The organism is Microcystis aeruginosa FD4 (assembly GCF_009792235.1).
GTDB lineage: Bacteria > Cyanobacteriota > Cyanobacteriia > Cyanobacteriales > Microcystaceae > Microcystis > Microcystis viridis.
Genome location: NZ_CP046973.1, coordinates 478,392 through 491,075 on the forward strand (window position 1 = coordinate 478,392; position 12,684 = coordinate 491,075).

Sequence of the window (12,684 nt, forward strand, 5' to 3'; positions counted from 1 at the left end):
ACCTCCCTCAGTGATCAGTTATGCGTCTATCCAGATGCTGCCGTCTTCGATGCGAAGGGGATAAACGGGTAAAGCTTGGGGTTGAGAAACTGCCGCCATCGCTTTGTTAACCACGGGGGGCCAGGTAATCCAGTCTTTGACAGCACCACTACAGAGATCAAAAGAACTACGATGCCAGGGACAAACGATCACACCATCCTCGGTAATTTGGCCCTTCGTCATCGATAATTTTAAATGAGGACAACGATTACCGACGGCGTGGAATTGACCGTTATTGTTAATCAAGAGAATGGAACTGTCCCCCACTTTTACCACTTGACGGGCGCCGGGGGCAAGGGAATCTACAGATAATACTTTTGTCCAACTCATATTTTTATTTAACCAAGGGAGAGATCGAGAATAGTTTCGGGGGAATTTTGGGCAATAATATCCTGTTTAGCCCATTGTTGGTAATCTTGCAACAATTGACTCATTAAACGCTGTTTAATCCGCAATAAAACCCCTTTTAAGAGACTATTGCCGGTGATTTCTAACAACGGACGCGGGGTTAACCATAATGGCGGTGGTAGAGCAACTTTCACCTCAAGATTAGCTTTCCCCGCTAGATAGGTTTGATTATTTTTTTCCACAGGAGCGAGTTTGCCTTTAATATCGAGGCTAAAGCGATCGTTGATATAATCAATACCTTTGATCTGACAGTCTTCTGATTGCAAAAATATTGTCCCCCCAGAAGTAGCCCAGACATTGAGGATAACCGTGGGCTGAAAATAGTACATATTCAAGAAGTTTAGGGGACGCATTTTTAGGCGAAACCGATGCTCAGACAGGTTTTCTGTTAAGCTAGTCTCAACGATAGCCTGTACTAATCTTTGCGGTTGGCGCAGATAATGCTGAATCGGGATGGTTTGTTCAGCAACAACAATTTCTAGGGATTCGGCAGCGGTAAAAGTTACTTCCATAAGTTGGCTATCTTGAATTTGTCTCCCTTCTTAATTTTACTTGACAAAACTTATACTTTTCGACAGTCCAGATGTAGAAATTTTACCGCTAAGAGGGGACACAAACCAGATTTTTGCCCAAAGTTAGGCTTTTTTCAGTGATCGGTTATCAGTTATCAACCAGATGTAATTATTTTAGATATAGGGATGCCGGTCTTAGATGGACACAGCGCCGCTATTCAACTCAAACAATTCGACCCTTATGTCCGCATTATCGCCTATAGTTCCTTGCCAAAGCTGCCAATGGAAAAAAATAATCAAAGTACAGCTTTTGACCTATAATGCTCTGAAGATATATCTTCCCAAGCTCTGATCAAAGCGATCGATGACTTGGGAAAATTAGCACAATCGGACAAACATCAATCCAGTCGAGTCGGTTAGTTAACTAAGTTTTTCTTCAGGAAAAGTTGCTTGAAACTCATCGAGTAATTCATCCAACTCCTCAAGAGCTTGATTAACATCCAATCTCAGGCCGCCAATGTCGGGTTTATCGCGCAATTGCAGTAAATAATCGCGTTTATTAGCCATTTGTTGCACTTTATCGATCAAGCTGGTTTTATCCATAATTCACCCTCTGGTACTGACTGCGATTATATCTCAGTCAGCCCCTATCAGTGGCTCTCCTGCAAAAATCAAAAATCTTCTCTTGGGTGAGGAGACAGTAAACTCCGAGACAGGAGGATAAAAAAAGACAAGAGACAGCTAACTGATAACTGAGGCTGCATCTCAATTTTGGATCAATATCTAGTTGACATTTTGGGCGCACGCAGTGCGCCCCTACCATTGGCGCAATCATATATATTATTGTAGGGGCGAATTGCCTTCGCCCTCTTTGAATGAGATGCACCTGATAACTAATCACTGATAACTGATAACTGACTTTCCTATGTCCCCTCTCAATTCCCACCGCTCAGAAATAACTACCGTTGCCGATCCTATTTATCTGGAAATCTTTAAAAATCTCTATCAATTTATTGCCGAAGAAATGGGAATTACTCTGCAAAATACGGCAGCAAGTGTCAATATTAAAGAGCGCCTAGACTTCTCCTGTGCTATCTTTGATCAGGTGGGAAATTTAATTGCTAATGCTCCTCATATTCCTGTCCATTTAGGCTCTATGTCCGATAGTGTTAAAAGTTTAATTCAGGATAAAGGTGAGACGATTCGTCCAGGGAATGTTTATCTAGCTAATAATCCTTATAATGGCGGTACTCACCTGCCAGATGTCACCGTAATTAGTCCTATTTTTGACCGCCAAAATCAGGAAATATTATTTTATCTTGCCTCCCGGGGACATCAAGCCGATATCGGTGGAATTTCTCCCGGTTCTATGCCTCCTCACTCTGTCCATATTAGCGAAGAGGGAATTTTATTCGATAATTTTTTGCTGGTAGCGGCGGGTAAATTTCGGGAACAAGAATTAATTAATCACTTAACTAATAGTCCTTTTCCAGCACGCAATATCGCCCAAAATATTGCCGATTTTCAAGCACAAATAGCCGCTAATGCCAAGGGGGAAAGAGAATTACATAATATGGTTGATCGCTACGGATTAGCTATGGTTAAAGCCTATCAACAGTTTGTTCAAGATAATGCGGAATTAGCGGTTAGAAAAGCTATATCTGTCTTAAAAGATGGTGAATTTACCTATGATCTGGATAACGGTGCTGTCATCAAGGTCAGAATTAGCATAGATACTGATAATTGTCAAGCAACCATCGATTTTACTGGCACATCTGACCAGTTAAATAATAATTTTAATGCACCCTTGGCAGTGACAAGAGCGGCGGTTTTATACGTTTTTCGCACCCTTGTGGAGGAGGCAATTCCTTTAAATGCTGGCTGTTTCAAACCCCTCCATTTAATTATCCCTTCTGGCTGTTTTCTTAATCCCGTTTATCCAGCAGCCGTAGTAGGGGGAAATGTGGAAACTTCTCAAGCAATAGTTAATGCTTTATACGGTGCTTTAGGCATTCAAGCAGCCAGTCAAGGGACGATGAATAATTTCACTTTTGGCAATCAAGAATATCAATATTATGAGACTATTTGTGGCGGTTCCGGTGCGGGGGCAAATTTTGCGGGAACTGCTGCCGTACAAACCCAGATGACTAATTCCCGTCTCACCGATCCAGAAGTATTAGAAATGCGCTATCCTGTGTTAGTAGAAAGTTTTAGCATTCGCCCCGATAGTGGCGGCAAGGGACAATATTCTGGAGGTGATGGTGTGATGAGAAGGATTAAATTTCAAGAGACCATGACTGCTAATATTTTATCGGGTAATCGCCGGATTCCCCCCTTTGGACTAGCGGGAGGAAAAGCCGGTAAAATAGGACGTAATGCCGTGGAAAGAAACGATGGAACTATCGAAGAATTGCCCGGTACTGCGACTGTAGAAATGAACCCCGGTGATATTTTTATTATTGAAACCCCCGGCGGTGGTGGCTATGGAAATTGCTGAACGATAACTTTAATTTTAATTAAGTACCTAAGCAAAATTAATTACACATATCTAACTACCTTTTGCCTTTTGCCTTTTGCCTTTTGTCTATCCTAACCAAGAAGTTAATTTTGTCCTATTACTTATTAATTCATGACAATTATCTTAGCGATCGAAACCAGTTGCGATGAAACGGCCGTGGCTATTGTTAACAATAATCTGGTGTTGAGTAGTGTGGTTTCTTCTCAAATTGATCTCCATCGTCTCTATGGCGGTGTTGTGCCAGAAATGGCCTCTCGACAACACCTAGAAACCATTAATTTTTGTCTAGAAAAAGCTTGGCAAGAAACGGGGTTAACTTGGTCGGAAATTGATGGAATAGCCGCCACAGTTGCTCCCGGTTTAGTCGGTGCTTTAATGGTGGGAATGACGGCGGCCAAAACCCTGGCTATTGTCCACGATAAACCCTTTATCGGCATTCATCATCTCGAAGGTCATATCTATGCTTCCTATCTGGCTGAATCTGATCTTAAACCCCCCTTTTTATCTCTTTTAGTCTCTGGGGGTCATACCAGTTTAATCCATGTGCAGGCCTGCGGCAAATATCAACAATTAGGAACTACTAGAGATGATGCAGCCGGAGAAGCTTTTGATAAAGTGGCACGATTATTAAACTTAAGTTATCCTGGTGGTCCGATCATCGATTCGCATGGCCAAAGATGGTAATCCCCAAGCTTTTCCCTTTCCTGAAGGTAAAATATCTTTACCAACCGGTGGTTTTCATGCCTACGATTCCAGTTTTAGCGGTTTAAAAACTGCTGTTTTGCGCTTAGTAGAGAAATTCGAGCCAGATAATTTACCTGTAGCTGATATAGCCGCTAGTTTTCAAGATACGGTAGCCAGAAGTTTAACCCGTCGGACAATCAATTGTGCCTTAGATTATGGCTTAAAAACTATTGCGATCGGGGGAGGAGTGGCGGCCAATAGTGCCTTAAGAAATCATCTAGAAACTGCCGCCAAAAATCATCATTTAACCGTCTATTTTCCGCCGCTTAAACTCTGTACCGATAACGCCGCTATGATTGCTCGCGCTGCCGTTGATCATTATGATCTTGGTCATTTTTCTGACCTTTCTATCGGTGTTCGTTCCCGTTTACCTTTAAGCGAAGTTATGCAATTATATAATACGTCAGATTCAGCCATCAGTATTCAGAATTGAGGAGATTGCTTTTATCTATTCTCCCCATCACCCCATCACCCCACCACCCCACTTCATAATTCATAATTCATAATTTATAATGTTTGGCTTTTTAAATCTCAATAAACCCCCCGATTGGACTTCTCACGATTGTGTGGCCAAAGTCCGAAAAATTCTTAAGACAAAACGAGTCGGCCATGGCGGAACTTTAGATCCTATGGCTACGGGAGTTTTACCGATCGCCGTCGGGGCTGCCACCCGATTACTGGCCTATTTACCCGAAAATAAGGCTTATCGGGCAAAAATCCAGTTAGGACTCAGCACCGATACCGATGATATTACGGGAAAAGCGATCGCCACTTGTCCCTGGCCCGATTTAACTTTAGAGGCGGTTAAGCCCCATTTAGCGGAATTTATTGGCAATATTGCCCAAATTCCGCCGATGTATAGTGCTATTCACAAGGATGGTCGCCGTCTCTACGAATTGGCTCGCAAAGGGGAAATAATCGCAGTGGAGCCTCGTCAGGTCAAAATTGACCAAATTACGGTTTTAGGCTGGTTAGAGGGCGAATTTCCGCAAATAGAGCTAGATATTCACTGTGGATCGGGGACTTATATTCGTTCCCTAGCCAGAGATTTGGGCAAGGTGTTAGCTGTGGGTGGCACTTTAGCCAGTTTAACTCGCACGGAAAGCTGTGGTTTTCAATTAGCCGATAGTATTAATCTCGAAGCTTTAATGGCTAATTCTGAGGGTTTAATTTCGCCTCGCATTGCCTTGGCACATCTAGACTGGATTTCTTTCACACCAGAGAGAGTTATCGATTGGTTTCACGGCAGAAAAATTAATCTCACCGATACAAATGTTATCATCGGTTCTCTGGTTGCCGTGGAGTCTTTAGAGGCTCAATTTCTCGGCATTGGTGAGATAGTTGTTATAGAAGATGAATACTGCCTACAGCCTAAAATAGTTATTCAGCAATAGGGTTAATAATGGGTAGATCTCAATTTTGGAGAAATATCTAATATATTACATTTTGGGCGCAGGCACTGCGCCCCTACCATTGGCGCAATAATATTATTGTAGGGACGAATTGCATTCGCCCTATTGTAGGGGCGAATTGCATTCGCCCTCCGGAAAGAGGGAACAGGAAAGGGAAAAATATGTATAATTGATTCTCTCTGGGTACTTAATAAACACTTTTTCTATATCTTAAGTATGCTTATTCGGACAAACTAAGCTTTTTTATTAACAGTATAAACCCACTGATTATGATTTTTTTTGGCCACGATTTTTTTAGAAGCGACCAAAGATTTTAGACAAAGATTGAGCATAGAAACGGGACGATTTAAGCGTTGGCTCAATTCTTGAACTGTGATTCCTTGGGGATAAACTTGCATAAGTTCAAAAATTTGTGCGCTAGTATTTAATCCTTTTGTGGGACTAATAATCTTAATAGCCAAGGCTAGTAATCGGGAGAAACAACAGGCCATTAGACCCTTGTTTGTCGCTGCTTTGTTCCGATCGATCTAGCCTTTTTTTTCAAGAAGTTATCAGGGTTTAAAGTGTTAATAAAAACTCGACGAAAATAGAGATTAATTTGTTCCCATAATCTCTTGAATAGCAGATAAAAGGCGATCAATCTCCCCATCAGTGCCGATGGAAATCCGCACATAATTCTGAATGCGAGGATGTTTAAAGTATCGCACTAATATCTGACGCTCTTTGAGTTGATTATATAATTCACTGGCGCTAATCTGGGGGGGAGAAGCGAGGATAAAATTAGCTTCCGAGTCAAAAACAATAAATCCCAACTCGCGCAAAGAAGTAATTAAACGGCTGCGGGTTTGACAGACTTTTTGCCAAACTTCCTCAAAATAATTATGGTGTTTTAAAGCTGCTGTGGCTAAAGTTTGAGCGATGCGATCTAAATTATAGGAATCACGCACCTTATCCATCTGTTCGATAATTGCCCTCGAAGCAAAACCGAAACCGACTCTTAACCCCGCTAAACTATAACTTTTCGACATGGTGCGACTAATGATGACATTATCGTAACGGGAGAGAAAATCGAGATGATTGTCATCACTAAAATCCACATAAGCTTCATCAATTAATACCAATCCCGACGCATTAGCACAGGTTGCTTCTAAATAGTCGCGCTTAAGATGTTTACCTAGGGGAGGATTAGGAGAAGCGAGAAAAATTAATTTCGCTTCCGGACAAATAATCGGCCCTGCTAATTCAAATTGATCATTAGTGGTAAATTCGATAATATTTGCCCCGTGTACCCGGGCAATTGTCTCGTAAAGGGAATAGGTTAAATCCAAAAAAGCGACGCTTTCGCCAGGGTTAACAAAAGTTCGCAGGGCGATATTAAGGATATCATCGGAGCCATTACCTGCGATTATCTGATCAGCTGTTATGCCGTATAATTCCGCCGCCGTTTGCCGTAACTCTTTTGAGATAGGATCGGGATAGAGTCGGACTTTCTCTAATTGCTCTTGCAGGTGGGCAAAAATTTCCGCCGGTGGGGGATAGGGATTCTCGTTGGTGTTAAGTTTGGTAAATCCCGCAGTTTGGGGCTGTTCTCCCGGAGTGTAGGCGGGGGTTTGACGAACACAATCGCGTGTGGGTAGCATGAACTCTCTGGGGCGGCAATTTCTAGCAAGCTTTTTATTATAGCTGATTATCAGGGGTTGAATAGATGTCAACCCCTACCGGTAAAACTAATTAAGGTTGGCTGAATAAATCTAAAAACCTTGTTGGATAATATCTTTAGGCTTTTTTGAAATCAAAAAGTGCCAGCGATTGGAGTGATTGGGGGGAAAATTCAGGGACTTTTTCCCTAAAAATTAGGTAATTGACTCCCTGAAAATGGGTAAAACCCCACACCCCACACCCCACACCCCACACCCTGCCACCAGGAAAAACTTTTCAGCAAACCCTAATTAAGGTTCTACCCAACGGCCATCGGCTTTAATTAAATTAATCAACTCGCTTACACCTTCACTTTCGGGGACGCGTTTAATTTCCTCGCGACCGCGATAAAGGGCAATATAACCGGCCTGTTTCCCTACATAACCATAGTCTGCGTCGGCCATTTCTCCCGGTCCGTTGACAATACAACCCATAACGGCGATATCGAGTCCGGTCAGGTGTTTAGTCGCCTCGCGCACTTGCTGCAGGACATCTTCTAAATTAAAAAGAGTGCGACCACAGGAAGGACAGGCAACGTATTCGACCATGGTTTTCCGCAGTCCCAGGGCCTGGAGAATACTGTAACAGACGGGAATTTCCTTTTCGGGAGCTTCCGTCAGAGAAACGCGAATCGTATCACCAATACCGTCCGCTAAGAGAGTGGCAATCCCGGCAGTGGATTTAATTCGTCCGTATTCCCCATCTCCTGCTTCAGTAACACCCAAATGCAGGGGATAATCCATACCTAACTCGTCCATGCGCTTAACCATGAGACGATAGGCGGCTACCATAACCGGCACGCGGGAAGCTTTCAGGGAAATGACCAGATTGCGAAAATCGAGGGATTCGCAGATGCGGATAAATTCTAAAGCCGACTGTACCATTCCTTCGGGGGTGTCGCCGTAGGTAAAGAGCATTCTTTCGGCCAGAGAACCGTGGTTAACGCCGATTCGCATCGCTTTATCTTGATCTCGCAGGGAAATCACTAAAGGTTTCAGTGTTTCGGCTATTTTTTCGCCAATCTCATCAAATTCTGCTTGACTATACTCGCTGCGGTCGGCTTTCGGTTTCTCGAAAACGTACAAACCGGGGTTAATCCGCACTTTATCGACGTGCTTGGCCACTTCTAGGGCGATTTTCATGCCGTTGTGATGTACATCGGCTACTAACGGCACGGGTTGATAGGTGGCGAGCAGTTTTTCCCTAATTTTAGCTAAAGCGGCAGCGTGAGCCAGACTCGGCACGGTGACGCGGACAATTTCACAGCCGATTTCATGGAGGCGACGGATACCGGCCACGGAACCATCTATATCAAGGGTATCCTCGTTAATCATCGACTGCACGACCACGGGATGACCACCACCGATGGTAACGCTACCTACCCGGACGGGACGGGTTTTGCGCCGGTGAATCGTGGTGTCGAATTCGGAGGCAGTTGCGGGGGGGTTGAGCGTCGATTCCAAGGTTTGCATAGGACTATCACCAACAATCACTCTCCCTATTCTCTCAAAGAACAGGAACGGATTCTAGCCACTCTAATAAAATTGGATTAAAACGGTCGGGACATTCATCCTGTAAACAATGACCGGCCCGTTCAAATTCTATATATTTAATCCTAGGATTAAGGGAGACAAAACCCTGGGCTAACTGGACGGGAACCATCCGATCTTGCTTGCCCCAACACAATAAAATCGGGATTTCTAAGCGTGGTAAAATTAACTTTGCTGGTGGACAATATTCGGGATGATTAACAGCTTGTGCTAGGGAAATAAAGGCCTCGGCTGCCCCCTCATCTAGGGTTGGGGCGGCGATAATTTGTACTAATTCGTCGCTGACTGCTTTCTTGTCTTCGTAGGCGATTCCTGTCCATTTTTTCAAGACTTGCGGACGACGCAGATAGTAAAAAATCGGTTTTAATAGCCAAGGAGAAGTGAAAAATTTTTCGATGGGAGTGACGATATTTAATAACCAATTGGCGATCATTTCCCGCCGACGGCTGACATCGGGTAAACTGAGCATAACTAATCCTGCTACCATTTCTGGGTATTTACCCGCTAGGGCCATACTAACTAAAGAACCGATCGAATTTCCCACTAATACCACTGGTCTATTAATAAAAGTTTGCCAGAAATCGTGTATCTGTTCCACCCAGAGATTAACGGTATAGGGAACCTGCACTTTGCGCGAACCACCGAAACCTAATAAATCTACCGCGTAAACTCGATGATTTTGGCTGAGAATAGGAATATTATGGCGCCAATGTTCGATCGCCGCTCCAAATCCATGCAGTAAAATTAAAGGGGGATTATCGGCATCTTGGGTTTTTTTTGCCGGCATAAAACTATAACGAATTTGCCAACCGCGCCACACCCAATCCCGTTGATAACCGATGCGTTCTGTCCAAGCTGGTGAAGTTGTCACTTAAGTCAAACAATTAAGAGGTTTTCAGGAAATATTACTCTAGTTTTATTATACGGGTTTCCCCGTCCCTAACCCACAACCGAATAACATTTTTGTACTACTTTTCCCAAATATATTTAGAGCTTGCTGAATAAATCTAAAAACCTTGTTGGATAAGACTTTTAGACCTTTTTGAAATCCAAAAGTGCCTCGTCTGGGAGTGTTCAGGGGGAAAATTCCGGGACTTTTTCCCTGAAAATTAGGTAATTGAGCAGATGAAAATCGGTAAAACCCTACACCCCACACCCCACACCCCACACCCTACCCCCACCGAAAAACTTTTTCAGCAGCCCCTATTTAAATCTAGGGTTGATCTAGCCTATGCTAAAAAGAGGGGGATTAAAATCGCTCCTAGACTTTAATTGCAAATTTAGGATACTGCACAGATGGGCAATCTATTTGATGATGTCAGTCGCTTTCTTGAAACCCAACTGGAAGAATTTCTCAAAAGTCATCCCCAATTAGAATTACAGGCGCTGGTGGAACAACTGCGCGAACAGGAGCGCGATACTGCTAAACTGATTAGCGCCCTAGAAAATGAGCGTCAACGTCTCGAACAGCAAATTTTGGCCACTGCCCAAGATATCCAAACTTGGCACGCTAGAATTGATAAGGCTAAGGCCGCTGGACGGCAGGACTTGGCTAAGGCTGCCAGTGAACGCGAGGCGGCCCTATTTCGTCAGGGTAATCAACTTTGGGGACGGATGGAAGGAGTGAAAAAACGTCTGAGTCAATCCCAAGAGTTACTGCAACAAGTCCAACAACGTCGTCAAGAAGTGCAAATTAAAGCCGAAAAAGCCCCTAAAAATCAGTCCCGTGACTGGGAAACCACTTTTTGGGATCAACCCCAAGAATCGGACTATCAGCGCTCGAACTACGATAATCTCGATCTAAAATTTAAAGAATGGGAAATGGAAGAAGAATTGAAAAAATTAAAGCGAGAAATGGGACGATAATTTTTCAGTGAACAGTGAACAGTAAACAGTAAACTGATAACTCACATCTGATAACTGATCACTGATAACTGATCACTGATAACTGATCACTGAAATCCCCAAAACCCAAAACCTAAAAATTCCCCAGAATTGTTCCTCTTAGAAAACGATGGCATCTCAAGCACAAAATCCTGAAAATCAACCCTCCTCTACCCTCGAAGAAATCCGGGCTGCTCGTTTAGAAAAAGTGGCAGGATTGCAAAAAGCTGGCTTAAATCCCTACGCTTACCAGTGGAAATCTACCGCTCACGCTCAAAAATTACAAGAGCAGTACGCTGACTTAGCACCCGGGGAAGAAATTAGCACCGAAGTAGCAATTGCTGGTCGGATTATTGCCCGAAGAATTATGGGTAAACTAGCCTTTTTTAACCTGCAAGATGAAACGGGAACGATTCAATTATACCTCGATAAAAAACGCATTAGTGAAACCATGGTCGCCGTGCCGAATGCCTTTAACACGGTGATTAAATTAACCGATACAGGCGATATTTTAGGGGCAAAAGGGACGATTAAACGCACAGAACGCGGCGAATTATCTATCTATGTAAACCAGTACGAAATTCTCACCAAATCCCTTTTACCTCTCCCGGATAAATGGCACGGTTTAACCGATGTAGAAAAGCGTTATCGACAAAGATATGTGGATTTAATTGTTAATCCTGAAGTGCGACAAACTTTTCGCCGTCGCGCCCAAATTACCGCCGCTATTCGCAAATATTTAGACCAAGAAGGTTTTATTGAAATTGAAACTCCCGTGCTACAAAGTGAAGCGGGAGGAGCCGATGCTAGACCGTTTATCACCTATCATAATACGCTGGAGATGGAGTTATATCTCCGCATTGCCACCGAATTACATCTAAAAAGATTGATAGTCGGTGGTTTTGAAAAAGTCTTCGAGTTAGGCAGAATTTTTCGCAATGAGGGTGTTTCTACTAAACACAACCCCGAGTTTACTTCCATCGAAATCTATCAGGCCTACGCTGATTATTATGACATGATGGAGTTAACCGAAAACATTATTGTTAATGCCGCACAAGATGTTTTAGGTACGCTAAAAATCACCTATCAAGACAGGGAAATTAACCTAACTCCCCCTTGGCGACGAGTGACTATGCACGAATTAGTCCAAGAAATAACTGGGGTTGACTTGAATAGTTTTGATGATTTCGATTCGGCTCGTATTGCCGCAGAAAATGCCGGCATTGGCGTTCCAGAGGACTGTAAAACCATCGGTAAGCTCTTAAATGAAGCTTTTGAACAAAAAGTCGAAGAAACCCTAATACAGCCCACTTTTGTGCTAGATTTCCCCGTGGAAATTTCGCCCTTAGCTAAACCCCATCGCTCAAAAACTGACCTCGTAGAAAGATTTGAATTATATGTGGTTGGACGGGAATTGGCTAATAGTTTTTCTGAGTTAACCGATCCCATCGACCAACGGCAAAGATTGGAAGCACAGGCACTCAAAAAAGCGGCTGGAGATTTGGAAGCGCAGGGAGTTGATGAGGACTTTTTAACCGCTTTAGAATACGGAATGCCCCCCACGGGAGGCTTAGGAATTGGCATCGATCGCCTGATCATGTTATTAACCGATTCTGCCAGTATTCGCGATGTGATTGCTTTCCCCTTATTAAAAAGTCAAAGTACAGCGATTAAATCTTTTGACTACGATGAGGACAAAAAAATTCTGAAAGTAGAATTTAATCACGGTGGTATCTATCTTTATCATGATCTACCTTTGGCAGTATATAAAGACTTTCAGTCTGCACCATCGAAAGGACAGTTTTTTGTTGGACAGATTCGCGATAAATACAGTTTTGATAAGGAATTGTAAAAGTTAGGGTCACTTCAGTTATCAGTTATCAGTTATCAGTTATCAGTTATCAGTTATCAGTCATAAT

The 12,684-nt window shown here is 43.1% G+C and carries 12 protein-coding genes and 2 pseudogenes; 7 read left to right on the top strand and 7 right to left on the bottom strand.

The window, feature by feature from the left end; genetic code table 11:
• Positions 1-18: 18 nt before the first annotated feature.
• Both GQR42_RS02420 and GQR42_RS02425 read right to left on the bottom strand, forming a co-directional pair.
• On the bottom strand, positions 19-369 hold the full coding sequence (locus GQR42_RS02420; protein ID WP_158198762.1) for a Rieske (2Fe-2S) protein: 351 nt from the start codon (positions 367-369) through the stop codon (positions 19-21).
• An 8-nt stretch (positions 370-377) separates the two neighbouring features.
• Positions 378-959, bottom strand: coding sequence for a DUF1997 domain-containing protein (locus GQR42_RS02425; RefSeq protein ID WP_158198763.1), 582 nt, complete (start codon positions 957-959; stop codon positions 378-380).
• Between the two features lie 150 nt (positions 960-1,109).
• On the opposite strand from GQR42_RS02425, the pseudogene GQR42_RS28235 reads away from it, so the two are divergent.
• Positions 1,110-1,379, top strand: a pseudogene (locus tag GQR42_RS28235) (response regulator); the annotation flags it as partial.
• Here the strand turns inward: GQR42_RS28235 and GQR42_RS02430 are convergent.
• Positions 1,380-1,562 carry a hypothetical protein gene (locus GQR42_RS02430; RefSeq protein ID WP_002763844.1) on the bottom strand — a complete coding sequence of 61 codons (183 nt, stop codon included), beginning with the start codon at positions 1,560-1,562 and terminating at the stop codon, positions 1,380-1,382.
• A gap of 322 nt (positions 1,563-1,884) precedes the next feature.
• Here GQR42_RS02430 and GQR42_RS02435 point away from each other — a divergent pair, with 322 nt between their 5' ends.
• The 3 genes and pseudogenes from GQR42_RS02435 to truB all read left to right on the top strand — a co-directional run bounded on the left by GQR42_RS02435 (position 1,885) and on the right by truB (position 5,615).
• Positions 1,885-3,456, top strand: coding sequence for a hydantoinase B/oxoprolinase family protein (locus GQR42_RS02435; protein ID WP_158198764.1), 1,572 nt, complete (start codon positions 1,885-1,887; stop codon positions 3,454-3,456).
• A gap of 132 nt (positions 3,457-3,588) precedes the next feature.
• Positions 3,589-4,654: pseudogene (gene tsaD / locus GQR42_RS02440) on the top strand (tRNA (adenosine(37)-N6)-threonylcarbamoyltransferase complex transferase subunit TsaD).
• Positions 4,655-4,733: 79 nt separating this feature from the next.
• On the top strand, positions 4,734-5,615 hold the full coding sequence (gene truB / locus GQR42_RS02445; RefSeq protein WP_158198765.1) for a tRNA pseudouridine(55) synthase TruB: 882 nt from the start codon (positions 4,734-4,736) through the stop codon (positions 5,613-5,615).
• A gap of 251 nt (positions 5,616-5,866) precedes the next feature.
• Here truB and GQR42_RS02450 read toward each other — a convergent pair whose 3' ends face one another.
• From GQR42_RS02450 to GQR42_RS02465, 4 genes are all read right to left on the bottom strand, one after another.
• Positions 5,867-6,124 (bottom strand): winged helix-turn-helix domain-containing protein, encoded by a 258-nt coding sequence (locus GQR42_RS02450; protein WP_158198766.1) that lies wholly within the window; start codon positions 6,122-6,124, stop codon positions 5,867-5,869.
• A 102-nt stretch (positions 6,125-6,226) separates the two neighbouring features.
• A complete protein-coding gene (hisC, locus tag GQR42_RS02455; RefSeq protein ID WP_158198767.1) occupies positions 6,227-7,273 on the bottom strand; it encodes a histidinol-phosphate transaminase in 1,047 nt (348 codons plus the stop codon).
• 309 nt (positions 7,274-7,582) lie between these two features.
• Complete coding sequence (gene ispG, locus GQR42_RS02460) at positions 7,583-8,803, bottom strand: (E)-4-hydroxy-3-methylbut-2-enyl-diphosphate synthase (protein ID WP_158198768.1); 1,221 nt, start codon at positions 8,801-8,803, stop codon at positions 7,583-7,585.
• A gap of 34 nt (positions 8,804-8,837) precedes the next feature.
• Entirely contained in the window at positions 8,838-9,752 is a 915-nt protein-coding gene (locus GQR42_RS02465; protein ID WP_158198769.1) for an alpha/beta fold hydrolase, read from the bottom strand.
• Positions 9,753-10,006: 254 nt separating this feature from the next.
• Here GQR42_RS02465 and GQR42_RS02470 point away from each other — a divergent pair, with 254 nt between their 5' ends.
• The 3 genes from GQR42_RS02470 (at position 10,007) to lysS (ending at position 12,617) form a co-directional block, all read left to right on the top strand.
• Positions 10,007-10,153, top strand: a complete 147-nt coding sequence (locus GQR42_RS02470) for a hypothetical protein (RefSeq protein ID WP_158198770.1) — start codon at positions 10,007-10,009, stop codon at positions 10,151-10,153.
• A 24-nt stretch (positions 10,154-10,177) separates the two neighbouring features.
• Positions 10,178-10,747: a TIGR04376 family protein gene (locus tag GQR42_RS02475; RefSeq protein WP_158198771.1), complete on the top strand. Its 570-nt coding sequence runs from the start codon at positions 10,178-10,180 to the stop codon at positions 10,745-10,747.
• A gap of 148 nt (positions 10,748-10,895) precedes the next feature.
• Positions 10,896-12,617, top strand: a complete 1,722-nt coding sequence (lysS, locus tag GQR42_RS02480; RefSeq protein ID WP_158198772.1) for a lysine--tRNA ligase — start codon at positions 10,896-10,898, stop codon at positions 12,615-12,617.
• Positions 12,618-12,684: the final 67 nt, after the last annotated feature.

Excerpts from the sequence above, each read along its gene's own strand:
- lysS (WP_158198772.1), top strand. The coding sequence starts at position 10,896 with ATGGCATCTCAAGCACAAAATCCTGAAAATCAACCCTCCTCTACCCTC.
- GQR42_RS02435 (WP_158198764.1), top strand. The coding sequence starts at position 1,885 with ATGTCCCCTCTCAATTCCCACCGCTCAGAAATAACTACCGTTGCCGAT.
- GQR42_RS02425 (WP_158198763.1), bottom strand. The coding sequence starts at position 959 with ATGGAAGTAACTTTTACCGCTGCCGAATCCCTAGAAATTGTTGTTGCT.
- hisC (WP_158198767.1), bottom strand. The coding sequence starts at position 7,273 with ATGCTACCCACACGCGATTGTGTTCGTCAAACCCCCGCCTACACTCCG.
- ispG (WP_158198768.1), bottom strand. The coding sequence starts at position 8,803 with ATGCAAACCTTGGAATCGACGCTCAACCCCCCCGCAACTGCCTCCGAA.
- GQR42_RS02420 (WP_158198762.1), bottom strand. The coding sequence starts at position 369 with ATGAGTTGGACAAAAGTATTATCTGTAGATTCCCTTGCCCCCGGCGCC.
- GQR42_RS02475 (WP_158198771.1), top strand. The coding sequence starts at position 10,178 with ATGGGCAATCTATTTGATGATGTCAGTCGCTTTCTTGAAACCCAACTG.
- GQR42_RS02470 (WP_158198770.1), top strand. The coding sequence starts at position 10,007 with ATGAAAATCGGTAAAACCCTACACCCCACACCCCACACCCCACACCCT.
- truB (WP_158198765.1), top strand. The coding sequence starts at position 4,734 with ATGTTTGGCTTTTTAAATCTCAATAAACCCCCCGATTGGACTTCTCAC.
- GQR42_RS02450 (WP_158198766.1), bottom strand. The coding sequence starts at position 6,124 with ATGGCCTGTTGTTTCTCCCGATTACTAGCCTTGGCTATTAAGATTATT.
- GQR42_RS02430 (WP_002763844.1), bottom strand. The coding sequence starts at position 1,562 with ATGGATAAAACCAGCTTGATCGATAAAGTGCAACAAATGGCTAATAAA.